At 67.9% G+C, this 22514-nt stretch carries 22 protein-coding genes; 5 read left to right on the plus strand and 17 right to left on the minus strand.

Annotation, left to right across the window (positions count from 1 at the left end; all coding sequences use genetic code 11):
• Positions 1 to 167 precede the first annotated feature (167 nt).
• The 9 genes from yajC to ACYVAN_RS04310 form a co-directional block, all read right to left on the minus strand.
• Positions 168 to 554 carry a preprotein translocase subunit YajC gene (gene yajC, locus ACYVAN_RS04270; RefSeq protein ID WP_460955853.1) on the minus strand — a complete coding sequence of 129 codons (387 nt, stop codon included), beginning with the start codon at positions 552 to 554 and terminating at the stop codon, positions 168 to 170.
• Positions 555 to 663: 109 nt separating this feature from the next.
• Entirely contained in the window at positions 664 to 1767 is a 1104-nt protein-coding gene (gene ruvB, locus ACYVAN_RS04275; protein ID WP_460955855.1) for a Holliday junction branch migration DNA helicase RuvB, read from the minus strand.
• A gap of 28 nt (positions 1768 to 1795) precedes the next feature.
• Positions 1796 to 2398: a Holliday junction branch migration protein RuvA gene (gene ruvA, locus ACYVAN_RS04280; protein ID WP_460955857.1), complete on the minus strand. Its 603-nt coding sequence runs from the start codon at positions 2396 to 2398 to the stop codon at positions 1796 to 1798.
• On the minus strand, positions 2395 to 2997 hold the full coding sequence (locus ACYVAN_RS04285; protein WP_460955859.1) for a crossover junction endodeoxyribonuclease RuvC: 603 nt from the start codon (positions 2995 to 2997) through the stop codon (positions 2395 to 2397). The genes ruvA and ACYVAN_RS04285 overlap by 4 nt, the downstream gene beginning before the upstream one ends.
• Before the next feature lie 141 nt (positions 2998 to 3138).
• Positions 3139 to 3636, minus strand: a complete 498-nt coding sequence (locus ACYVAN_RS04290) for a DUF4262 domain-containing protein (protein ID WP_460955861.1) — start codon at positions 3634 to 3636, stop codon at positions 3139 to 3141.
• A 234-nt stretch (positions 3637 to 3870) separates the two neighbouring features.
• Positions 3871 to 4623 carry a YebC/PmpR family DNA-binding transcriptional regulator gene (locus tag ACYVAN_RS04295; RefSeq protein ID WP_460955863.1) on the minus strand — a complete coding sequence of 251 codons (753 nt, stop codon included), beginning with the start codon at positions 4621 to 4623 and terminating at the stop codon, positions 3871 to 3873.
• A 53-nt stretch (positions 4624 to 4676) separates the two neighbouring features.
• Positions 4677 to 5360 (minus strand): pyridoxal 5'-phosphate synthase glutaminase subunit PdxT, encoded by a 684-nt coding sequence (gene pdxT, locus ACYVAN_RS04300; RefSeq protein WP_460955865.1) that lies wholly within the window; start codon positions 5358 to 5360, stop codon positions 4677 to 4679.
• 92 nt (positions 5361 to 5452) lie between these two features.
• Positions 5453 to 5761, minus strand: a complete 309-nt coding sequence (locus tag ACYVAN_RS04305) for an AzlD domain-containing protein (protein WP_460955867.1) — start codon at positions 5759 to 5761, stop codon at positions 5453 to 5455.
• Complete coding sequence (locus tag ACYVAN_RS04310) at positions 5758 to 6459, minus strand: AzlC family ABC transporter permease (RefSeq protein WP_460955869.1); 702 nt, start codon at positions 6457 to 6459, stop codon at positions 5758 to 5760. Before ACYVAN_RS04310 ends, ACYVAN_RS04305 begins: the two co-directional genes overlap by 4 nt.
• A gap of 68 nt (positions 6460 to 6527) precedes the next feature.
• On the opposite strand from ACYVAN_RS04310, the gene ACYVAN_RS04315 reads away from it, so the two are divergent.
• On the plus strand, positions 6528 to 7091 hold the full coding sequence (locus tag ACYVAN_RS04315) for a helix-turn-helix domain-containing protein (RefSeq protein ID WP_460955871.1): 564 nt from the start codon (positions 6528 to 6530) through the stop codon (positions 7089 to 7091).
• 18 nt (positions 7092 to 7109) lie between these two features.
• Here ACYVAN_RS04315 and pdxS read toward each other — a convergent pair whose 3' ends face one another.
• Positions 7110 to 8027 carry a pyridoxal 5'-phosphate synthase lyase subunit PdxS gene (gene pdxS, locus ACYVAN_RS04320; RefSeq protein ID WP_460955873.1) on the minus strand — a complete coding sequence of 306 codons (918 nt, stop codon included), beginning with the start codon at positions 8025 to 8027 and terminating at the stop codon, positions 7110 to 7112.
• 239 nt (positions 8028 to 8266) lie between these two features.
• Here pdxS and ACYVAN_RS04325 point away from each other — a divergent pair, with 239 nt between their 5' ends.
• Positions 8267 to 10366 carry an elongation factor G-like protein EF-G2 gene (locus tag ACYVAN_RS04325; protein WP_460955875.1) on the plus strand — a complete coding sequence of 700 codons (2100 nt, stop codon included), beginning with the start codon at positions 8267 to 8269 and terminating at the stop codon, positions 10364 to 10366.
• 67 nt (positions 10367 to 10433) lie between these two features.
• Here the strand turns inward: ACYVAN_RS04325 and pgsA are convergent, their stop codons facing one another.
• A complete protein-coding gene (pgsA, locus tag ACYVAN_RS04330) occupies positions 10434 to 11030 on the minus strand; it encodes a phosphatidylinositol phosphate synthase (RefSeq protein ID WP_460955877.1) in 597 nt (198 codons plus the stop codon).
• A 186-nt stretch (positions 11031 to 11216) separates the two neighbouring features.
• Here pgsA and ACYVAN_RS04335 point away from each other — a divergent pair, with 186 nt between their 5' ends.
• A complete protein-coding gene (locus tag ACYVAN_RS04335) occupies positions 11217 to 11756 on the plus strand; it encodes a YceI family protein (RefSeq protein WP_460955879.1) in 540 nt (179 codons plus the stop codon).
• Between the two features lie 147 nt (positions 11757 to 11903).
• Here ACYVAN_RS04335 and ACYVAN_RS04340 read toward each other — a convergent pair whose 3' ends face one another.
• The 4 genes from ACYVAN_RS04340 to ACYVAN_RS04355 form a co-directional block, all read right to left on the minus strand.
• Positions 11904 to 12476, minus strand: a complete 573-nt coding sequence (locus ACYVAN_RS04340; RefSeq protein ID WP_460955881.1) for an HIT family protein — start codon at positions 12474 to 12476, stop codon at positions 11904 to 11906.
• The gene (thrS, locus tag ACYVAN_RS04345) at positions 12473 to 14536 is read right to left on the minus strand and encodes a threonine--tRNA ligase (RefSeq protein WP_460955883.1); all 2064 of its coding nucleotides are present in this window, start codon (positions 14534 to 14536) and stop codon (positions 12473 to 12475) included. Before thrS ends, ACYVAN_RS04340 begins: the two co-directional genes overlap by 4 nt.
• A gap of 124 nt (positions 14537 to 14660) precedes the next feature.
• Positions 14661 to 16844 (minus strand): putative bifunctional diguanylate cyclase/phosphodiesterase, encoded by a 2184-nt coding sequence (locus ACYVAN_RS04350; protein ID WP_460955885.1) that lies wholly within the window; start codon positions 16842 to 16844, stop codon positions 14661 to 14663.
• 3 nt (positions 16845 to 16847) lie between these two features.
• The gene (locus ACYVAN_RS04355) at positions 16848 to 17042 is read right to left on the minus strand and encodes a hypothetical protein (protein WP_460955887.1); all 195 of its coding nucleotides are present in this window, start codon (positions 17040 to 17042) and stop codon (positions 16848 to 16850) included.
• Positions 17043 to 17375: 333 nt separating this feature from the next.
• On the opposite strand from ACYVAN_RS04355, the gene ACYVAN_RS04360 reads away from it, so the two are divergent.
• Positions 17376 to 18728 (plus strand): FAD-dependent oxidoreductase, encoded by a 1353-nt coding sequence (locus ACYVAN_RS04360; RefSeq protein WP_460955889.1) that lies wholly within the window; start codon positions 17376 to 17378, stop codon positions 18726 to 18728.
• Positions 18729 to 18804: 76 nt separating this feature from the next.
• On the opposite strand, the gene ACYVAN_RS04365 is transcribed toward ACYVAN_RS04360, so the two are convergent.
• Positions 18805 to 19644, minus strand: coding sequence for a putative RNA methyltransferase (locus tag ACYVAN_RS04365; RefSeq protein WP_460955891.1), 840 nt, complete (start codon positions 19642 to 19644; stop codon positions 18805 to 18807).
• 193 nt (positions 19645 to 19837) lie between these two features.
• On the opposite strand from ACYVAN_RS04365, the gene ACYVAN_RS04370 reads away from it, so the two are divergent.
• Positions 19838 to 21262: a lipase maturation factor family protein gene (locus ACYVAN_RS04370; RefSeq protein ID WP_460955893.1), complete on the plus strand. Its 1425-nt coding sequence runs from the start codon at positions 19838 to 19840 to the stop codon at positions 21260 to 21262.
• Positions 21263 to 21272: 10 nt separating this feature from the next.
• Here ACYVAN_RS04370 and ACYVAN_RS04375 read toward each other — a convergent pair whose 3' ends face one another.
• On the minus strand, positions 21273 to 22502 hold the full coding sequence (locus ACYVAN_RS04375; RefSeq protein ID WP_460955895.1) for a class I SAM-dependent methyltransferase: 1230 nt from the start codon (positions 22500 to 22502) through the stop codon (positions 21273 to 21275).
• Positions 22503 to 22514 lie beyond the last annotated feature (12 nt).

Genomic DNA, 22514 nt, shown 5'->3' on the forward strand with positions numbered 1-22514 from the left:
GCGGAATGCTCCCGGCGAACGCGCCGTGGCTGGTGCGCACCCTGATGCCGAATCCTCGGGCCGAACACCTCGGGGCGCGGCGGCCACACCGGAGCCGGCTGATGCCGATCGGACCGACCGAGGCCCCACGTCTACCGACGGGCCCCGGCCCTACTGAAACCGATCGCTCAGTTGGCCTTCTGCTTCTCGGCCTCGGCGTTCTCGGTCACGGACTCGTCGGTCTTGTCCGCGTCGCGGGTCTCGACGGCCTCGGCCGTCTCGTCCGAGTCGTCCTCGTTCTCCTCGGTGTCGGCGGCGTCGGGGTTGACCTTCTCCCGTACGGCGGCGCGCACCCAGGTCGTGACGATGTCCGAGGCGATTTCCAGATCGATGGACTCCTCGGTGGTGCCGACGACTGTGCCGTAGAGCCCCGAAGTCGTCATGACCCGGTCGCCGACGACGAGCGAGTTCTGCATCTTCTGCTGCTCTTGCATGGTCTTCTTCTGCTTGCGGGCCTGCAAGAACATCGGCACCGCGATCAGGGCGATCAGCAGGGGAAAGAACAGGGATTCCATGTTGCTCCGTTCGGCGGACGCCAGGTCCAGCCTGCGAACTACAGCGCCCGAATTGTTCGGATGTACGTTCTCCAGTGTGCCAGCAGCACCTGAGGTGCCGGGCACCTTACTACTCGGCGAAAAGGTCCGGTTGCGGTTCCCCGGGCGCCTGCGGCGGGGGGCTGACCCCCAGGTGATGCCAGCACGCGGCCGTGGCGACCCGCCCTCGTGGGGTTCGGGCGAGCATGCCCGCTCGCACCAGGTAGGGCTCGCACACCTCTTCCACCGTCGTGGATTCCTCACCCACGGCGACGGCCAGCGTCGAGATTCCCACCGGCCCACCGTTGAACGATCGGACGAGGGCGCTGAGGACCGCTCGGTCCAACCGATCGAGCCCCAGTTCGTCCACGTCGTAGACCTCCAGCGCCGACCGGGCCACTTCCAGCGTAACCGCTCCGTCCGCCCGCACCTCCGCGTAATCCCGCACCCTGCGCAGAAGTCGATTGGCGATCCGGGGAGTGCCTCGTGAGCGCCGGGCGATCTCGGTGCCACCGTCCGCGTGCAGGTCGACTCCGAGAATGCTCGCGGACCGGCGGATGACCAGTTCCAACTCGCCCGGCGTGTAGAACTCCATGTGGGCGGTGAACCCGAAGCGGTCCCGAAGCGGACCGGTGAGCGAACCGGACCGGGTGGTCGCTCCGACCAAGGTGAACGGGGCGATTTCCAGCGGAATGCTGGTGGCTCCCGGCCCCTTTCCCACGACGATGTCGACCCGGTAGTCCTCCATCGCGAGGTAGAGCATCTCCTCGGCGGGCCGGGCGATCCGGTGGATTTCGTCGATGAACAGCACGTCGCCCTCGGCCAGGTTGGAGAGCATGGCCGCGAGGTCGCCGGGGCGTTCCAGCGCGGGACCCGAAGTGACGCGAATAGAGGCCCCGAGCTCCGTGGCGATGATCATCGCCAGGCTCGTCTTGCCCAGCCCCGGCGGCCCGGAGAACAGCACGTGGTCGGGCTGATCGCCCCGGTTGAGCGCACCGTGCAGCACCAGTTCGAGCTGTTCACGCACGCGCGGCTGACCGACGAACTCCGCGAGCTTGCGCGGACGCAGGGTCGTTTCGACGTCCTGCTCCGCCGATGCCTGGTGCGGGGTCAGATCCACTTCGGCACCGTTGTCGACCGGCACCGGACCGGCGGCACCGGCAGGGCCGAGACCGGTCGAATCGTCGTCGTACATCACGCCACCCGCACGATCACGTGTCGGTTCAATTCTTCGGTCCCAACGTCGCCAGCGCCTTGCGCAGCACGGCCGATGTCTCGGCGGGTGCGTCCTCGGCTCCGAGCACGGTTTCGACGGTCTGCTCGGCCTGCTTGGCCGAGAAACCCAGCCCCACCAGGGCTTCGGAAACCTCGCTCCGCAGTCGGCCGTGGTCGGCCGCGCCGGAGGGTTCGAGGCCCGTCCCGGCGAGTGCTCCGACCTTGTCCCGCAGCTCCAGGATGAGCCGCTCGGCGCTCTTCTTACCGATGCCCGGCACCTGGGTGAGCGTGGTCAGGTTCCCGTCGGAGAGCGCGTCCGAGAGCTGGTCGGGTGAGAGCACGGCCAACGTGGCGAGCGCGAGCCTCGGGCCGACGCCGGAGGCAGTCTGCAACAAGCTGAAGAGATCCCGTGATTCGGGATCGGTGAACCCGTAGAGCGTGAGCGAGTCCTCCCGCACGATTAGCGCGGTCGACAGCTGCGCCTCCTCACCGCGCCGGAGCCCCGACAGCGTCGCGGGGGTCGCGTACACGGCCATGCCCACACCGCTGACCTCGATCACGGCATGATCCAGGCCGACGGACAGCACCGGGCCCCGCACCGAGGCAATCATCGTCGGAATCCTTCCGTTCGGTTCGAGGGGCGCTGCGTGGCCGACCGGGTCGCCTGCTGCAGCTTCGCCTTGTGGTTGCGCGCGAGCTCAGCGGCCCGCTCCTCGGCTTCGGCGAGACGACCGGCCATCGGAGCTCGCCACAGGTGGCAGACCCCCAGCGCGAGAGCGTCGGCCGCATCGGCGGGTTTCGGCGGTGCATCCAATCCGAGGATCTTCGTGATCATAGCCGTGACCTGGTCCTTATTCGCACGCCCTGATCCGCTGACCGCCGCCTTCACCTCGCTCGGCGTGTGAAATGCGACAGGTATGCCGCGCCGCGCCGCGGACAGCGCCACCACGCCGGAAACCTGAGCGGTCCCCATCACCGTGCGGACGTTGTGCTGGCTGAAGACGCGCTCGATGGCCACCACCTCGGGCCGGTGCGCCTCCAGCCATCGTTCCACCTCGTCGCCGATGTTCATCAGGCGATGGGACAGCTCCGCATCGGCGGCGCTGCGGGCCACTCCGACCGCCACGCAGGTGACCTGACGTCCGCGACCTCCGTCGACCACACCGATCCCGCAGCGGGTCAGGCCGGGGTCGACTCCCAAAACGCGCACGCGGTCACCTCTCGCCGCCGGCAGTGAACATTCGTTCGAATCTTACCCGGCCGCCCCGGAGCGAGGAGCAACGACACGCGCGCATGATCACCCGTGGGTAGGGCGGCCACGATCCGGAGCGGAACCCGCGAAGTCCGAGGGTCAGGGGCCGTCGACACCCGGTGTCCAGCTCTCCGGTGCACCGCTCTCGGTCAGCACCGGCTGGTAGGCGGCGAACCCCTCCGGCGCATCGGCGTGCCAAGGAAACCGCCCCTCCGGCGTGGCGGCGATCAGCTGCAGCGCCGGGAACCCCGGGCCCGCGTACACCGCGAACGCGCTGCCCAGGTATTCCGGGTAATGCGTTTTGGCGACCGTCTCCACCGTCATCGGGCAGCCCTGCAGGAACCCCTCGTAGAGGTACCCCGGCGCGAACCGCTCCCCCGCCCCGACCCGCTGCACGTAGGTGTTGATCACCGCGTGTGCGACGTCCTTGGGCAGACCGATCGCCACCACCTCGGGCCTGCCGAAGCGCCGCCAGGCGCCCACCGAGAACGCGTACGGCGCTCCCTGCTCATCTCCCGCCACGTGCATCACGGCCGCACCGTGGTGCTCGGCGGTGTTGATCAACCACTTGCGCAGATTTTCTTGCGTCTCGGCCACGCGGACATTCTGCCCATCCACTCCCCGAATGGGCGATAGCCGAGAACGGCTGAGTCCCGTGCCACACCGAGCGGATCACCTGCGGAAACCGACCGATCACAGTGCGTCCGGAACGAACGGAGCAGTGCAGAGACGCATCTCGGGAGAGGCAGACGCGAGTGTGGGAACTCTTCTACCGGGTCCGGTAGAAGAGTTCCCACACCCCGCCTGGACGAGTGCGCCGAGCGCGGATCGTTACGCGTTGACCTCGGCCATCACGTCGTCCGACACGTCGAAGTTGGCATAGACGTTCTGCACGTCGTCGCAGTCTTCCAGCGAATCGATCAGCTTGAACACCTTGCGGGCGCCCTCGGCTTCGAGTGCGACGTTCACCGAGGCGAGGAAGCTCGTCTCGGATGAGTCGTACTCGATCCCAGCTGCCTGCACCGCCTTGCGAACGTTGACCAGGTCGCTCGGGTCGGTGAGCACCTCGAAGCTCTCACCGAGGTCGTTGACCTCTTCGGCTCCGGCATCCAGGACGGCTCCGAGCACATCGTCCTCGGTCAGCCCGTTCTTCGGCACGATCAGCACGCCTCGGCGGCTGAACAGGTAGGACACCGAGCCCGCATCAGCCATCGAACCGCCGTTGCGAGTCATCGCCGTGCGAACGTCACCGGCCGCACGGTTGCGGTTGTCGGTCAGGCACTCGACCAGGACGGCAACGCCGTTGGGCGCGTAGCCCTCGTACATCACGCTCTGCCAGTCGGCACCGCCGGCTTCCTCACCGGCGCCACGCTTGCGGGCGCGCTCGATGTTGTCCTGCGGCACCGAGTTCTTCCGCGCCTTCTGCATGGCGTCGTAGAGGGTGGGATTGCCTTCCGGGTCGCCCCCACCGGTGCGCGCGGCGACCTCGACGTTCTTGATCAGCTTTGCGAAAAGCTTGCCGCGCTTGGCGTCGAGGGCGGCCTTCTTGTGCTTGGTGGTGGCCCACTTGGAGTGGCCGCTCATCTCTCCTCCGTCTTCGTACGGCCGCGCGAACCCGCGCGGCACGCGCATTGCTTTCAGCCCGCTCGGACGGTGCGCACGAAATAACCGTGCACGCGGTCGTCCCCGCCGACCAGCTCCGGGTGGAACGCTGTCGCGAGCACCGGCCCCTGCTGAACCGCGACAATCGTACCGGCGTCATCGCCGAGCGGTGTGACCTGCGGCCCGTTCCGTACCTTTCCGGTGGCTTCGGTCCTCGCCAACACCTCCACGTCGGCGCCGATCTTCTCCACCCACGGCGCCCGGATGAACACCGCGTGGACAGCTCCGCCATCGACTCCGGTGAAGTCGAGATCGGCTTCGAAGGAGTCGATCTGCCTGCCGAAGGCGTTGCGCCGGACCACCACATCGAGAGCCCCCAGCGGGCGGACCGCCGATCGCCCGGCGGTCTTGTCGTCGAGAACTTCACCGGCCAGCAGGACCATGCCCGCGCACGAACCGAATGCGGGCATGCCCGCCTTGAGGCGCTCCCGCAACGGCTCGTACAGCTCGAACGAGTCGAGCAGGCGCGTGATGGTGGTGGATTCACCGCCGGGCAGGACCAGGCCGTGCACAGCGGCCAGTTCTTCCGGGCGCCGCACCGGAACGGCTTCCGCTCCGCTGCGCTCCAACGCGCCGAGGTGTTCGGCCACCCCGCCCTGCAGGGCGAGGACGCCGATGACCGGTCGGGCGGTGGAAACATGTCCCATGTCGTTGTTCAACGAAACACTTCCCCATCTTCATCCATCGAATTCGGTCGTGCGCGCATCCGCGCACGGAGAACGGGCGCGGATGCTTCCCGCCCCACGCGCGCTCAGGCGAGCCCGAATGCCCTGAGCATCGCGGTGGCCACGGCTGCGGTCACCACCACCAGCACGAAGGGCGCCCGCAGCGCGGCGAGCACGCCTGCCGCGACCACCCCGGCGAACCGCGCCCACCCAGCGGGTTCGCCCGCTTCCCAGGCCGTGCTGACGACCACGAACGCACCGAGCAGCACGATCGCCGCGATCGACATCAGGGTTTCGACCCGCGCGGAGACCCGCATGCGGTCACGCAGCATCGGCCCGGCCACCCGCAGGGCGTACGTGCCGATCGCCAAGCACAGCACCACTCCGACGGTCATCGTCCGACTCCTGCCTCACTGCGGCGGCAGCCCGGCACGGGCAGGGCCGCCGCGACCCCGAGCAGCGCGCACATCACCGGGAGCCCTTCCGGCAGCAGGGGCGCGGTCACGAGGGCGATTCCCGCCCCGACGACGACCGCGCGCAGCGTCGGCCGATCCCGCAACGAGGGCATGATCAGCGCCAGGATCGCGGCTGGGAGAGCCGCGTCCAGGCCGAGGTCTGCGGGATCGCCGATGTGCCGACCGAGCAGGCCGCCGAGGAAGATCGAGGGTGCCCAGGTGCAGTACAGGACGAGCCCTGCCGTCCAGTACGCCCGCTTCTTTCTTGCCGGGTCGTCTTCGGCCAGAGCGAAGGCGACGGCTTCGTCCACCATGATGTGGCTGCCGAAGATCCTGGTCAGCTTGCCACTGCCCAGCAGGTCACCGACGGCGAGCCCGAACGGGAAGTGCCTCGTGTTGAGCATGAGACCACCCACCACGGCGGTGATCGGGGCCGCTCCACTGGTCATCAAGCCCACGGCCATGAACTCGGATCCCCCGGCGAACACGGCCAACCCCATCACGGTGATCAGCCACAGCGGGACGCCCTTGCTGACCGCGATGGCACCGAGCGAGGCGGCGACGAGCCCCATGGCGACGGCCATCGACAACACGTCTCGCCACAACGGATCCAGGGTTGTTCGCCATAACGGACTCATGGTTCGCTATGTTGAACACCTGGACGTCTGTTCGTCAAGGCGAACAAAGTGACCGGCAGGACGAACGAATGACCGACAAGTCCCAACCCACACCCCTGGAGATCATCGCCGCCGCGCTGCGACGCGAGCGGGGCCGCACGAAGTTGTCGCTGTCCGAGCTCGCCAAACGCGCGGGCGTGGCCAAGTCGACGCTCTCGCAACTCGAATCCGGCGCCGGAAACCCCAGCGTCGAGACCCTCTGGGCGCTCGCGGTGGCCCTCGGAGTGCCGTTCGGCAAGCTCGTCGAACCACCCGCACCCGAGATCCGGGTGATCAGAGCGGGCGACGCACCCGTGGTTCGATCGGAGCACTCCCCGTTCGCCGCAGCGCTACTCACCTCAGCTCCCGCCGGGTCCCGCCGCGACCTCTACACCCTGGGCATAGAGCCGGGAGCGGCTCGCGATGCCGACCCGCACATCCCGGGCAGCATCGAACACGTCATCCTCACCGCGGGCCGACTCCGCGTCGGCCCGCGCGAGTGCCCGGTCGAACTCGAACCCGGCGACTACGTGTCGTTCTCCGGCTCCGTCGCGCACACCTACGAAGCACTGACTGCCGGCACGACGGCGGTCCTGGTCATGGAGCACAACTGACCGCCACCGTGCGCGCGCTCACCAACCACGCTGGGCGTAGCGCTGCTCCTCGGGGAGGTCTTCGACGTTGAGACCGACCATCGCCTCGCCGAGCCCACGCGAGACCTTGGCCACCACGTCCGGGTCGTCGTAGAAGGTCGCGGCCTTCACGATCGACTCGGCTCGCTGCGCGGGGTTGCCCGACTTGAAGATCCCCGACCCGACGAAAACGCCCTCCGCACCGAGCTGACGCATCATCGCCGCATCAGCAGGCGTGGCGATACCGCCCGCGGTGAACAGCACGACCGGGAGCTTCCCGCTGCGGGCGACCTCTCGGACGAGATCGACCGGCGCCCTGTGCTCCTTGGCCGCGACGAACAGCTCGTCGTCGGAAAGCACGGACAGCCGCCGGATGTCGGCGCGGATCTGCCGCATGTGCGTGGTGGCCTCGACGACGTTGCCCGTTCCTGCCTCACCCTTGGAACGGATCATCGCCGCACCTTCGGAAATGCGTCGCAGCGCTTCCCCGAGGTTGGTGGCGCCGCACACGAACGGGACGGTGAACGCCCACTTGTCGATGTGGTTGGCCTCGTCGGCCGGGGTCAGCACCTCGGATTCGTCGATGTAGTCGACTCCGAGCGACTGCAGCACCTGCGCCTCGACGAAGTGGCCGATCCGCGCCTTGGCCATCACCGGGATGGACACGGCCTCGACGATGCCGTCGATCATGTCGGGGTCCGACATGCGGGCCACACCGCCCTGCACCCGGATGTCGGCGGGCACTCGTTCCAGCGCCATCACCGCCGCAGCACCGGCCTCCTCGGCGATCTTCGCCTGCTCGGGGGTGACGACATCCATGATCACCCCGCCCTTGAGCATCTCGGCCATACCGCGCTTGACCCCGTCGGTACCGGTGGCGGATGCGTTTTCGGTCGCCTTGCTGGTTGCGGTCGTCACTGCTGTCCTTCCTCGATTCGGAGCTTGCCACTACCCAAGTTAGGACCAAACTGGACCACTGACACGGGCCACTAGCGACCAATCCCGGTAGTCCACTTTGCGGGCGAGGCGAACGAGCGCCGTCCGAAACGGCATCCGGACGCCCGTTGCGGTCACCGCTCTTGCACGACCACCAGGACAGGTGTGTGATCGGTGACACAACTCTCGGCGGCCACGGCCGGACTCGGGCAGGGGGAACAATGGGCAGCAAGCAGGGCACCAACACCCAAGGGCAGGCGGCACCGGCTCCCACCGAGCCCGCGAGGATCCGCAACGTGGTGCTCGTCGGCCCCTCCGCCTCCGGCAAGACCAGCCTGGTGGAAGCACTGCTGGCCACCACGTCGACGATCAACCGCGCCGGCTCCGTCATCGAGGGAACGACCGTCTGCGACCACGAGACGGCCGCAGTCGAGCAGCAGCGCTCCGTGTCGATCTCCGTGGCCCCGCTGCAGTACGGCGACCTGAAGATCAACCTGATCGACACACCCGGATACGCCGATTTCATCGGTGAGCTGCGTGCCGGCCTGCGCGCCGCGGACGCGGCCTTGTTCGTGGTCGCGGGGGCCGAAGGGGTCGATGCCGCCACCCGCGCCCTCTGGGACGAATGCGCTGCCGTCGACATGCCCCGCGCGGTGGTGATCAGCCGGCTCGACCAGCATCGCGCCGATGTCGACGCGGCGCTGACCGCGTGCAGGCAGGCCTTCGGAAACGGTGTCGTGCCGCTCTACATGCCGACGCACGACGAAGGCGGCGAAGTCACCGGCCTCGTCGGCCTGCTCACCGGACAAGTCCACGAGCCGGGAGCTTCTGCCACCACGTCCCCGGACGAAGCGCTCCGCGAACGCATCAGCCGTCCCCGAGCCGAGCTCATCGAGGCGATCATCTCGGAGAGCGAGGATGAAACCCTCATGGACCGCTACGTGGAAGGCGAGAGCATCGACGAGGAAACCCTCATCGCGGACCTCGAAACCGCAGTGGCCCAAGGCGGCCTGCACCCACTGGTACCGGTGTGCGCGAGCACCGGGGTGGGGCTGCGGGAACTGCTGGACGGGATCGCGCGCGGTTTCCCCTCCCCCCTCGAACACCGCCTTCCCGAGTTCACCGACCCGAAGGGGCGGAACCCGCGGACGCTCACACCCGATCCGGCGGGCCCGCTGGCCGCGGAGGTCGTGCACACCTCGGTCGATCCCTACGTCGGCCGGGTCTCGCTGGCCCGGGTCTTCTCCGGAACGCTGCTCACCGAACGCCCCGTGCACGTCTCGGGACACGGCATGGCGGAGCGCGGGCACCCGGATCACGACGAGGACGAGCGGCTCGCGCACATCTACTCGCCGGTCGGTTCGAGCCTTCGTGAAGTGCCCCGATGCGTGGCAGGCGACCTGTGCGCGCTGACCAAGGTCGGCTCGGCCGAGACCGGTGACACGATTTCCGATCCGGGCGACCCGCTGCTGCTGACCCCGTGGTCGATGCCCGAGCCGTTGCTCCCGATCGCCGTCACCGCGCACAACCGCAGCGACGAGGACGCGCTGGCCCGCAACCTCAACCGGCTCATCGCCGCCGATCCGACCCTACGACTGGACCGGGCCACCGAGACCCACCAACTGGTGCTGTGGTGCATGGGTGAGGCGCACGCCGACGTGGTCCTGCAGCGGTTGCGCGAAGGCGGCGCCGAGGTCGACACCGAGCCCGTGCGCGTCGCCCTGCGCCAGACCTTTCGGCAGGCGGCCAAGGGACACGGCAAGCACGTGAAGCAGTCGGGGGGACACGGCCAATACGCCGTGTGCGACATCGAGGTCGAACCACTTCCGCGCGGCAGTGGGGTGGAGTTCCTGGACCGCGTCGTCGGCGGTGCCGTACCCAGGCAGTTCATCCCGAGCGTGGAGAAAGGCGTGCGCAACCAGATCGAGCGGGGGCTCCAGAACGCCCCGCTGGTCGACCTGCGAATCACCCTCGTCGACGGCAAGGCGCACAGCGTGGACTCCTCCGACGCCGCGTTCCAGACCGCCGGTGCGCTGGCGCTGAAGGCCGCCGCCGAGCAGGCCGGCCTGGTCACGCTGGAACCGGTCGACCACGTGACCGTGCGACTGCCCGAAGAACACCTCGGCGCCATCCTCGGCGACCTGTCCAGCCGACGGGGCAAAGTCGTCGGCACCGAGCCGGACGACACCGGCTGGACGGTGGTGCGTGCCCAGGTGCCCGCTAGCGAACTGATCCGTTACTCGGTGAACGTTCGCTCTCTCAGCTCCGGCAGCGCCACCTTCACCCGGCAGTTCGACCGCTACGAGCCGATGCCGGGTTGAAGCACTCGCGGATCTGACGCTTCCCCGCGGATAACTCCGGGGCTTGCGAACTACACCCTCTCTCGAGTCACGAGCTCCGGTGGACGGCTACCAACCGCTGCACGATGGTGATCAGCGAGAGGACCACGAGCAGCCACACGGCGAGATCGAGGACGTACGGCACTCCCAGCCCGTGCAATCCCGTACCCACCAGGACGACCACGAACCGCTCGGCGCGTTCGGCCAACCCGCCCTCGGCCCGCAGGCCGTTCGCCTCCGCCCTGGCCTTCACGTATGAGATCACCTGCGCGGCCACCAGGCAGATCAGCAGGGCCAGACCGCGCGAACGGCTCCCGTCCACGACCAGCGCCCACCACACCAACGTCCCGAACAACGCACCGTCGGCGATGCGATCACAACTCGCGTCGAGCACTCCGCCGAACCGCGTGGCCTGGCCCCCGGCCCGCGCCATCGCACCGTCGAGGATGTCGAAGAGCAGGAAAACCGCCACCACGACCGTGCCGACGAACAGCTCTCCCCTCGGGAAGAACCACAGCGCCGACCCCACACTGGCCGCGGTGCCCACCACCGTGACCGTGTTCGGGGACAGGCCGAGGCGCACCAGCCCCGCGCCGATCGGGTTGGTCACTCGGGAAAGGGAGGCCCGCGCACTGAGGTTGAACATCGCCGGAAGTGTCAGCCGCCTGCACTGGTATCGGATGGTTCCTACTCCGAGCAGAGTAGCCGCCGACGATCACGACAGCTTCCCCACTCCACCTGGGTGACCTTCATCACGACTGGAATGGGTGAACATTCAATGGAGTTGGCACCGACGCAAGACTTCACCGCCAACCGCTCGGAGGTTGCTCGAATGACCGCTGTCACCCAGATCCCCGGCTATGTCACCGGCACGTGGGACATCGACACCGTCCACTCCGAAATCCAGTTCACACTGCGCCACATGGGAGTCGGACGTTCCCGCGGACGGTTCGACTCCTTCAGCGGCGAAATCGTCACCGCGGAGAACCCGCTCGACTCGACGGTCACGGCGAACATCGATCCGTCCTCGATCAACACCGGCAACGGCGACCGGGACGCGCACGTCCGCAACGAGGACTTCTTGGACGTCGAGAAGTACCCGACCGCGGGCTTCCGGTCGACGGCCCTGCGCCAGGACGACGACGAATACGTCCTCGACGGCGAGTTGACCCTGCACGGCGTCACCAAGCCCGTCTCTCTCGAAGTCGAGCTGGGCGGCTTCACCGACGACGGTCAGGGCGGCAAAGTGCTCGGGCTCACCGCGAGCACCACGATCAACCGCACCGACTTCGGCGTCGGCCCCGACGGCGGCGCCATGCTGGGCGAGAAGGTCAAGCTCACCCTCGACATCGAGGCCACCCTCCGCGGCTGAGCACCACGCCACGAAACGGGCGCCGGGAAACACCTGATCACGTTTCCCGGCGCCCGTTCGCATGAGCGGGGCCGGGGGCACACGACGGCCAACCGTTCGTCCCGGCCAGAAGGCCGGTGCCCGCCCGCGAAAGCGAGGGCAGTATGGCTACGCGTCGTACCAGGCGTCGGCCAACAGCTGGCGCGTCTCGCCCAACAGCTGTGGCAGAACCTTGGTGTGACCGATCACCGGCATGAAGTTCGAATCACCGCCCCAGCGCGGCACCACGTGCTGATGCAGGTGCGCCGCGATCCCCGCCCCGGCGACCGGACCCTGGTTCAGGCCGATGTTGAAGCCGTGCGGCGCCGAAACCGCGCGGATCACCCGCATCGCACGCTGCGTGACCTCGGCGACCGCGATCGTCTCCTCCGCAGTCAGATCCGTGTAGTCGGCCACGTGCCGGTACGGCAGCACCATCAGGTGCCCCGGGTTGTACGGGTAGAGGTTGAGAACCGCGAACACCAGCTCGTCCCGCGCGACGATCAGGGTGTCCTGGTCCTCCTGCCCGCCTTCGAGGAGCCGGCAGAACGGGCATCCGTCGCTGGCATCGGTCGCCGGCTTGTTCTCGCCCTTGATGTAGGCCATGCGATGCGGGGTCCACAACCGCTGCAGGGCATCCGAAATGCCGATGCCCTGCTGCTCGGTCAGTTCCACGCTCTCGGGGCCGCCCTTCTCGTTCACACCAACTCCGCCTGGAAGTTCTCGGCGGTCGGCGAAGCGTTCTCCCGCCGCTCGACCCACCTGTCGAGCGCGGCGACCGCCTCGTCGACCGGTACACCGTTGATCTGCGTGCCGTCCCGGAACCGGAACGAGACCGCGCCGGCCTCGACGTCCTTGCCGCCGGCGAGCAGCAGGAACGGCACCTTCTGCGTGGTGTGGTTGCGGATCTTCTTCTGCATGCGATCGTCGCTGACGTCGACGTCGACCCGGATGCCCTTGGCCCGCAAGGCCTTCGCCACGCCGTCCAGGTGCTCGGCGTGCTCGTCCGCGATCGGGATGCCGACCACCTGGACCGGCGAGAGCCACGCCGGGAACGCGCCCGCGTAGTGCTCGGTCAGCACGCCGAAGAACCGCTCGATCGAGCCGAACAGCGCTCGGTGGATCTTGATCGGGCGCTGCTTGGCACCCTCCGAGCCCGTGTACTCCAGATCGAACAGCTCGGGCAGATGGTAGTCGACCTGGATGGTCGACATCTGCCAGCTCCGCCCCAGCGCGTCCCTGGCCTGCACCGAGATCTTCGGCCCGTAGAACGCGGCACCGCCCGGGTCCGGCACCAGTTCCAGGCCCGAGTCCGTGGCCGCTTCGCGCAGCGCCTCGGTGGCCACCTGCCAGCTCTCGTCGTCGCCGACGTACTTCTCCTCGTTACGGGTGGACAGCTCCAGGTAGAAGTCCTCCAGCCCGTAGTCCCGCAACAGGTCTAGCACGAACGTCAGCAGCGATTTCAGCTCGCCCTGGAGCTGATCCGGCGTGCAGTAGATGTGCGCATCGTCCTGGGTCATTCCCCGCACCCGGGTCAGCCCGTGCACGACGCCCGACTTCTCGTACCGGTACACCGACCCGAACTCGAACAGCCGCAGCGGAAGCTCCCGGTAGGAACGTCCGCGCGAACGGTAGATCAGGTTGTGAAACGGGCAGTTCATCGGCTTGAGGTAGTAGTCCTGGCCGGGCTTGGTCACCTCACCGGCGTCGTCCCGCTCTTCGTCGAGGTGCATGGCCGGGAACATGCCGTCCTTGTACCAGCTCAAGTGGCCGGAGGTTTCGAACAGCGCGCTCTTGGTGATGTGCGGCGTGTTGACGAACTCGTAGCCCGCGGCCTCGTGCCGCCGCCGCGAGTAGTCCTCCAGCTCCCGGCGGATGATGCCCCCCTTGGGGTGGAAGACCGGAAGTCCGGAACCGACCTCCTCCGGGAAGGAGAACAGGTCCAGCTCGGCACCGAGTTTGCGGTGATCGCGGCGCTCGGCCTCGGCCAGCAGCTCGAGGTGCTCGGCCAGCTTCTCCTTGGATTCCCAGGCGGTGCCGTACACGCGCTGCAGCTGCTGGTTGCTCTGGTCACCCCGCCAGTAGGCGGCGGCGACACGCATCAGCTTGAAGGCCGAGAGGAACCGGGTGTGCGGCACGTGCGGCCCCCGGCACAAGTCGCTCCACACGACCTCGCCGTGCCGGTCGATGTTGTCGTAGATGGTGAGGTCCCCGCTGCCGACCTCCATGACCTCGCTGGTGTCGACGTCGTCCGAACCCGATTTGAGGTCGACCAGCTCGAGCTTGAAGGGCTCGTCGGCCAGTTCTTCCCTGGCGGCCTCGATCGAATCCAGCGTGCGCCGGGAGAACTTCTGTCCGGACTTGATGATCTGCTTCATGCGCTTCTCGAGCGCCTGCAGGTCTTCCGGGGTGAACGGGTCGGCCACGTCGAAGTCGTAGTAGAAGCCGTCCTTGACCGGCGGCCCGATTCCCAGCTTGGCCTCGTCGCGCAGCTGCTGCACGGCCTGCGCGAGCACGTGAGCCGCCGAGTGGCGGATGACGCTGCGACCTTCCTCCGTGCCGGCGGCCACCGGTTCGACCTCGGCATCGGATTCGGGCGCCCACGCCAGGTCGCGGAGCTCTCCCTCGGCATCGCGGACGACCACGATGGCGTCCTCGCCCTTGTCCGGGAAACCTGCTTCCAGAACCATTTCACCGGCTGTAGTGCCCGCCGGCACCTTCACCCGGGGCACGTGCTGGGCGGCGGAGGGCAGTACGGACACGGTTACTCCTAGAGCGGTTCCGGCCGGTGAGCGGCTCGGGCGACTGCGGTTGACACTTCGATGCTATCGGCCGGACCACAGGACGTTCCCCGCAGCTCCGATGTGGCCCGGCGCCGGGAGCCGATCACCGGGAACGCACCTCCTCGGCGATCATGGACTCGATCTCCATCGCCGAGGCCGTCCCGCCCGTGTACTGGCCCTGCACCCCGTGAACACCGAGGTCGCCGAGCCGCTTCGCCTGCAGGTCGGTATCCACTCCGCTCGCGACGACCGGGAAGCCGAGCAGGTGGGCCGAACGCACGAAACTGGCCACCAGGTGTTCGTCGAGCGGAGGCGGTCCGGCTGGATCGTCGAAGCTCTCCAGGTACTCTCCGGTGATCTTGACCGCGCTCACCGGCAGACCCCGGAGCCGGGCCACCCTGCCGTACTCGCGCCCGAAGTCCCGGACGCCGACCCGCAGTCCGATGTCGTGACAAACCTCCACCGTGTCGACCACGAGGCCCTCCCGGTCGAACAGGGCATCCTCAGGAACGCCGAGGACGAGCGAATCGACCGGTAAACCCGTGGTGGTCAGCACCCTGCGCAGGTCTCCGACCAGTTCGGGATCGTGGAAGTGGCGGCGCGTGATGCCCAGGCCAACCCGCGGACTCGCCGAGCCGAAGCGTTCCTGCCAGCGCACCGCGTGCTCGCACACGCGCTCCAACACCCAGCTGCCCAGACGCGTGATCAGTCCGGTTTCTTCAGCGAGCCCCAGGAAACGCTCCTGGTCCAGTTCACCGAGCTCATCGTGGTCCCAACGAACCCTCGCGTCCACCCCGACGATGCGCATGTCCTCCAGCCAGACGATGGGCTCGTACTCGACGAACATCTCGTTCTGCTGCAGGGCGGCGGGCATGGCCGCCGAGAGTTTGAACCGTTCTCGGGTCGCGGCGTTGTGCTCCGGGTCGAACAGCACCCACTGGGCCCGGCCGTCGGCCTTCGCCCGGTAGAGCGTGACGTCGGCATCGCGCAGCAGCTCATCCGGCGTCGTTGCGGCCACCTCGCGCTCGACGACGCCGACGCTGGCCAGCGCGTTGAGCTCGTGGCCGGCGATGTGCACCGGAGCGGTGATCTCCTCGAGCATCCGCTCGACCATCGCGACCAGCTCCGAGATCCCCTTCGAATCGGGCACGAGTACGACGAACTCGTCGCCACCCATCCTGGTGGCGAGGGATTCCTCCGCTGCGGTCACCGTGTTCAGGCGTTGGGCCACCGACCTCAGCAGCTGGTCTCCGATCGGGTGGCCGAGGCTGTCGTTGATCGCCTTGAACCCGTCCAGGTCGAAGTAGCACAGCCCGACCCTCCTCCCCGGATGAGTGGGCTCCAGCGCCGTGTCCATCCGGGTCTTCAGGAGGGTGCGGTTGGCCAGGCCGGTCAGTGGATCGCGCGTGGCCTGGCGCCGGAATTGCTCCTGGAGCATGTGTCGCTCGGTGATGTCCTCGTAGACGAACACCTGGTAGTCGGGTTCGCCGGAGCCGTCTCGCACCAACGATGCCGACAATTGCGCCCACGTGTGGGTTCCGTCGGCGTCGCTGAACCGGGTCTCAGCCTGGAAGCGCTCCATGTCTCCGGTCGCCAGACCGTTCACCGACAGCCGCAAGTCGTCGAGCCATTCCGGGTCGACGAGGTCGAAGACCGCGTTGCCGACCAGATCGAACCCCTCGGTCGTGAAGATCTGCGACATCGCGGCATTCACCTCCTCGATCAGCCCATCGAGGTTGACGATCGCGATGCCGAGCGCCGAGGAGGTGAACACGGCTCGCAACCTGGCCTCGCTGGCGCGAAGTGCTTCTTCGGCGGCGTCGCGGGCCTGCAGCACGGCTTGCTTGATGACTTCCTGCTGATCGAGCGTCTGCTCCCGCAACTGCCCCGCGAATCCCGCGGCCAGTTCTCCGATCGCCGCCATCAACCGCCCCGACACGTCGCCGATCGGAACGGGAAGCAGCGGCGGCAGTTCGGTCGCCAACAAGAACAGGGTGCGCTGCAAGGCAGCCGTACCGGTGAAGTGGGCGCGGACCATCTCGGTGCCCACCCGGGCCGCGGCGCTGCCCGAGAATTCCTCGGCGAACAGCGAGCCGACCAACTCGTCGAAGCGCTCGGTCAGGAACGCCTCGACGTCCTGTCTGGCCATCGGAACGTAGCTGGTGCGGCTCACCTCACGCGTCCACAGCCGGACGAACTCGTGCCGACCGGATTCCGCGACCGTGGGCGGCACCGCCGCTCGCGGACCGTCGTCGGCTCGCTTCGGGTCCGGGCCGTTGTCACCCATCGATCACACCTCGCGTCCGACCGCGCCGTAAACGATCGAGTCGGGTTCGTCCCTGCTCAGGCAGTAGTTGACCCCACGCGCCAGGCCCTGGTCGACGGCGAAGTCGTGGGCACCAGCGAGGAAGTGGGCGTACCATCGGGCCGCGCTGGGTCGGGCCGGGTCCCCGTCGTTCGGCAACCACCTCGGAAGCTGCTCCATCCTCCCCCTCTCGGGTCACGCAGGAACCCTCCGAGGATGCCACGACCACCCTTGTCATGATCAAGAACATGTCAGCCGACCTCACTCGGTTCGCCATCACGGGATCCTACGGGGATGTCCACGATCGGTGACACCGCGGACACCCAGCGTCGACTCCGGGCGGTGAGCCGACCCCGTATGACGCTTCTCACCAGTCCGCATACCGGGATCAGGGGTTAGGTATCCCTAAGCTAGAACGGTCATGGTGCACGCACCACGCGCTCAGCCGTAGGCGGGATCTGGGGTCCCGCCCGGAGAACTCGGCGAGGTTGCGAACGAGCAGAAGGAGAATTCATGACTCGCCCACTGCGAGTAGCGATCGTCGGGGCAGGACCGGCAGGCGTCTACGCCGCCGACACCCTGACTAAGTCCGAGACGCCAGTGGACATCGACCTGCTCGACCGGATGCCGGCCCCTTACGGTCTGATCCGGTACGGCGTCGCACCGGACCACCCGCGAATCAAGGGCATCGTCAAAGCACTCCACAACATCATGGAGAAGCCCGAGATCCGTTTCCTCGGCCACGTCAACTACGGCGTGGACCTCAAGCTGGACGACCTGCGTCATCACTACGACGCGGTGATCTTCTCGACCGGCGCGGACAAGGACCGGTCACTGAGCATCCCCGGCGCCGACCTGCCGCACAGCCACGGCGCCGCCGACTTCGTGTACTGGTACGACGGTTACCCGGACACCACGCGGGACTGGACCCTCGACGCCGAGCAGGTCGCGGTCATCGGCGCGGGCAACGTCGCGCTCGACGTTGCCCGGATCCTGGCCAAGCAGGCCGACGACCTGTTGAGCACGGAGATCCCGGACAACGTCTACCAGTGCCTGAAGGCTTCCACGGCGACCGACATCCACCTGTTCGCCCGGCGCGGTCCCGCCCAGTCGAAGTTCACCCCGCTCGAACTGCGGGAGCTGGACCACCAGCCCGGCGTGGAACTCATCGTGCACCCGGAGGGCTTCGAGCTCGACGACGCCAGCGAAGAGTCCATCCGGACCAACAACCAGGTCAAGACCATCGTCAAGACCTTCCAGGACTGGGCGCTGCGGGACGAGCAGGGCGACACTCCCCGCCGGCTGCACTTCCACTTCCTGCGCGGTCCCGTCGAGATCGTCGGCACCGACCGGGTGGAAGGACTGCGCACCGAGATCATGGAGCTCACCGGTGACGGCAACGTCCGAGGCACCGGCGAGTACGAGACGGTCCCGGTGCAAGCCGTCTACCGCGCCGTCGGCTACCTCAGCTCACCGCTGGCCGACATCCCGTTCGACCACGACAGCGGTACCGTTCCCAACGACGGCGGCCGGGTGCTGGACCTGGATGGCGAACACATGTCCGGCGTCTACACCACCGGCTGGATCAAGCGCGGTCCGGTCGGCCTGATCGGGCACACCAAGGGCGATGCCATGGAGACGATCAACAACCTGCTGGCCGACGCGGAAACCATGCCGCAGGCAGAGGAGCCGGACGCCGACAGCATCCTGCAGCTGCTCGACGAACGCGGTGTCGAGTACACGACCTGGGACGGCTGGAACCGCCTCGACGAGCACGAGCGGTCGCTGGGCGAGCCCCACGGACGCGAGCGCGTCAAGGTCGTCCCCCGCGACGAGATGGTGCGGATCTCCCGCACGCAGAGCTGACCCGCGATTCGGCCGAAGGGCCCGTGCACACCGCACGGGCCCTTCTTCGTGCGTGCGGCGTGCACGGGACGGCGTGTCAGTCCGTTCGACGGGGGCGGTGCGCCGAAACCGTCACCGACGCGGTCACCTCGACCCGATCCGGCAACGCCGCGATTCGCTCGTGAACGGCGTCGGTCGAGTGCCACGCACTCGGCCCCATCGCCACCAACGCATCGACTTCGTCGCGCCCGAGGGACAGCTCGAATTCGCACACGTGCTGGTCCAGCGGCTCGAACCGGCTGCCGAGCTGGTCGGAGAGGCGTTGCGGTTTGCGTTCGTCCACGCTGAGCAGACCGAGCCGGGCGACCAGGGCACCCAGGTGGCCGGCATTCGGGGTGACCACCACGAGCAGGCCGTCCTTCCGCAGCACCCGATGCGTCTCGGCCGGATTTCGCGGGGCGAACACGTTCAGCACGGTCGACACGCTGCCGTCGCGCACCGGCAGCCGCTGCCAGGCATCGGAGACGACCGCGCCGATGCGCGGATGCGCCTTCGCCGATCGGCGGCAGGCGTACTTGGACACGTCCAGCGCCACGCCGGCGGCTTCGTCGAGCCGTTCCAGGACGCGTGCCAGGTAGTACCCGGTTCCGGCACCGATGTCGAGTACCGGGCCGGGATGCTGCGCACGCCGGACCCGCGCGGCGACCTGCTCGGCGATCGGGGCGAAGTGTCCGGCCGCCAGAAATCCTTCCCGCGCCCCGACCATGGCCGCGGTGTCGGCGGTACCCGTCCGGCTGCGGCCGGACAGCAGGCTGACGTAGCCGTGGCGGGCGAGGTCGAAGGAGTGGCCCGCCGGGCAACGCAGGCCACGGCAGGCGATGGACAGCTCCGCACCGCAGTACGGGCAGGCCAGCACCTCCGCCACGTCTTCCAGCACGCCACTCCCCGTTCGCCCGTTCACCGGGAAGTCTATGCGCGCCCACCTCGCGTACCCACGGGAGGCGCATGATCACATCGGACCACGGGCACCCTCCGGGTGCGCGCTAGATAGGCGGGTCAGGCGAATCGTTCCGCCGGACCGCGTTCGGTGCAGCCGTTCGGTACGTTCCGGCGTTCCTGGGAGGCGACGGATGAGCTGGGATTGGTTCGTGGCACCGGACTACTGGTATGCCCGAACCGTCGTGCAGCACCTGCTGTCCGCGCTGTACCTGATCGCGTTCGTCAACGCCGTGAACCAGTTCCGGCCGCTGCTGGGTGAACACGGCCTCACTCCGGTGCCACGCTTCCTCGCCCACGTGGGTTTCCGGCGAGCCCCGAGCATCTTCCACTGGCACTACTCGGATCGCTGGTTCGCGGTCGTCGCCTGGGGCGGCGTGGTGCTCAGCGCGGTCGCCTTTACCGGGGTTCTCGACCTGCTCGGGATCTGGGCGACGATGTCCCTTTGGCTCGCCCTGTGGGTGCTCTACCTGTCCATAGTGAACGTCGGGCAGGTCTGGTACGGCTTCGGCTGGGAATCGCTGCTGCTCGAAGCCGGTTTCCTGGCGGTCTTCCTCGGGCCCGCCCACATCACCCCGCCTGCTCCGGTGCTGTGGCTGCTGTGCTGGCTGCTGTTCCGCGTCGAGTTCGGCGCCGGGCTGATCAAGTTGCGCGGCGACCCGTGCTGGCGCGATCTGACCGCGCTGTACTACCACCACGAGACCCAGCCGATGCCGGGGCCGTTGAGCCGCTGGTTCCACCGGATGCCCAAGCCGCTGCACCGGATCGAGGTGCTGGCCAGCCACACCACGCAACTGGTCGTGGTGTTCGGGTTGTTCGCGCCCCAACCGTTCGCCAACGCGGCGGCGGTCATCATCGTCATCACCCAGGGCTGGTTGTTGCTGAGCGGGAACTTCGCCTGGCTCAACGCGGTCACCGTCACGCTGGCCTTCGCCGCGATGGACGATTCCCTGCTGGGCTTGGTGATCCCGGTCGGGCAACCGGTGCTGGTCGAGCCGCCCCTCTGGGACCTGGTGCTGGTCAGCGCCGTCACCGTGGTGGTGATCGTGCTGAGCTACTGGCCGGTGCACAACATGCTGGGGCGCCGCCAGGTCATGAACCGCAGCTTCAACCAGCTCCACTTGGCCAACACCTACGGCGCGTTCGGCTCCATCACCCGAACCCGCTACGAAATCGTGTTCGAGGGCGCGGCGTCCTCGACCGCACCGTGGCAGGAGTACGAGTTCCGCGGCAAGCCGGGTGATCCGCACCGGCGCCCGCCGCAGATCGCCCCGTACCACCTCCGGCTGGACTGGTTGTTGTGGTTCTGCGCGATCTCGCCCAGCTACGGCAGGTCCTGGCTTTCGCGACTGGTCAAGGCGATGTTGCGGGACGAGCGGCACATCCTCGCCCTGTTGCGCGAGAACCCGTTCGCGGAGGCGCCGCCCGCCCTGGTCCGCGCCCGGATCTACCACTACCGCTTCAGTGATCAGGACGAACGGCGCCGAACCGGTCAGTGGTGGATCCGGGAACCGACCGGAGAACTGATCCCGCCGGTGTCACTGTCCGAAATGGGCTGAGGCCGCGTGCTCACCAGTCCGGCCGCAACGGCATGCCCGAGCGACCGTCGTCCAATCGCACGCCGAGGATCTGGTGCAGCTGGATGTTGTTGGCTTCGAATCCCAGTCGGGATGCGGCCATGTACAACCGCCAGATCCGCGCCCGGGCGACGCCGACCTCCTCGACCGCCTCCTGCCAGTGCGCGTCGAGGTTCGCGCACCAGCCCGCCAGCGTCAACGCGTAGTGCTCGCGCAGGTTCTCCTCGTGCCGGACCTCGAATCCGTTGTCGTGCATCGCGGAGACGAGCGTGCCCGGACCTTCCAGCTCCCCGTCCGGAAAGACGTACCGGGAGATGAACTTGCCCGGACGCGTCCCGGTGAGGCCGTTGGGCCGGGTGATGCAGTGGTTGAGAATTCGCCCGCCCGGGCACAGTTTGCCGTGGAGTTCGGCGAAGTAGCTCGCCAGGTTCGCCTGTCCGATGTGCTCGGTGAGGCCGATCGAACTCACCGCGTCGAACCCGGTTTCGGTCACGTTCCGGTAGTCCATGTACCGGACTTCGGCGAGGTCCGCCAAGCCTCGTTCGGCGATGGTCTTCTGCGCCCACTGCGCCTGCTGCCGGGACAGGGTCACACCGAGGGCATGCACCCCGTACTGCTCGGCGGCGTGGATGACCATGCCGCCCCAGCCACATCCGACGTCCAACAACCGCATACCGGCCCGCAGGTCGAGTTTGCGCGCCACCAGGTCGTGCTTGGTGAACTGCGCTTCCTCCAGGCTGGAAGTGCTCTCCGGGTAGACCGCGCAGGTGTAGGCCATCGACGGCCCCAGCACCCAGTTGTAGAACCGGTTCGACACGTCGTAGTGGTAGGAGATGACCTTGCTGTCCCGCTGCTTGGAGTGGAGTGAGCCCCTGGGGCGGAACTCCTGTTCGGGCACCCGGACGGGCCACCAGAGGCGGCGCGCGGCGAGCGTGGCCATCAGCCGCAGCCGCAGCCGAGGTGGAACCTCGTCGAGTGCGATCGACGGCATCCGGGACAGCGTGGCGTACATGTCCCCGTGCACGTCCATGGCACCGGTGATGTAGGCCCGGGCGAGACCGAGCTCGTCCGGGGAGGCAGCCAGGTGCGACAACGCCAATGGTGACCGGATGTCCAACCTGACATCGGCCCCCGGAGCGCCCGCGCGGCTGCCGTCGTAGGCGCGGATCTCCACCGGCAGATCCGACCCGAGAATCCGTGGCAACACCCCTGCCAACCCCATCACCGGTTCTCC

It is taken from the genome of Parasphingorhabdus pacifica (genome assembly GCF_054779195.1).

Coding starts and splice junctions, on each gene's coding strand:
- ACYVAN_RS04305 (WP_460955867.1), bottom strand. CDS start 5,761: ATGACCGTCGGAGTGGTGCTGTGCTTGGCGATCGGCACGTACGCCCTG.
- ACYVAN_RS04310 (WP_460955869.1), bottom strand. CDS start 6,459: ATGAGTCCGTTATGGCGAACAACCCTGGATCCGTTGTGGCGAGACGTG.
- ACYVAN_RS04325 (WP_460955875.1), top strand. CDS start 8,267: ATGGGCAGCAAGCAGGGCACCAACACCCAAGGGCAGGCGGCACCGGCT.
- ACYVAN_RS04350 (WP_460955885.1), bottom strand. CDS start 16,844: ATGGGTGACAACGGCCCGGACCCGAAGCGAGCCGACGACGGTCCGCGA.
- ACYVAN_RS04335 (WP_460955879.1), top strand. CDS start 11,217: ATGACCGCTGTCACCCAGATCCCCGGCTATGTCACCGGCACGTGGGAC.
- ACYVAN_RS04355 (WP_460955887.1), bottom strand. CDS start 17,042: ATGGAGCAGCTTCCGAGGTGGTTGCCGAACGACGGGGACCCGGCCCGA.
- ACYVAN_RS04295 (WP_460955863.1), bottom strand. CDS start 4,623: ATGAGCGGCCACTCCAAGTGGGCCACCACCAAGCACAAGAAGGCCGCC.
- ACYVAN_RS04375 (WP_460955895.1), bottom strand. CDS start 22,502: ATGGGGTTGGCAGGGGTGTTGCCACGGATTCTCGGGTCGGATCTGCCG.
- ACYVAN_RS04360 (WP_460955889.1), top strand. CDS start 17,376: ATGACTCGCCCACTGCGAGTAGCGATCGTCGGGGCAGGACCGGCAGGC.
- ACYVAN_RS04370 (WP_460955893.1), top strand. CDS start 19,838: ATGAGCTGGGATTGGTTCGTGGCACCGGACTACTGGTATGCCCGAACC.
- yajC (WP_460955853.1), bottom strand. CDS start 554: ATGGAATCCCTGTTCTTTCCCCTGCTGATCGCCCTGATCGCGGTGCCG.
- ACYVAN_RS04315 (WP_460955871.1), top strand. CDS start 6,528: ATGACCGACAAGTCCCAACCCACACCCCTGGAGATCATCGCCGCCGCG.
- pgsA (WP_460955877.1), bottom strand. CDS start 11,030: ATGTTCAACCTCAGTGCGCGGGCCTCCCTTTCCCGAGTGACCAACCCG.
- ruvA (WP_460955857.1), bottom strand. CDS start 2,398: ATGATTGCCTCGGTGCGGGGCCCGGTGCTGTCCGTCGGCCTGGATCAT.
- ruvB (WP_460955855.1), bottom strand. CDS start 1,767: ATGTACGACGACGATTCGACCGGTCTCGGCCCTGCCGGTGCCGCCGGT.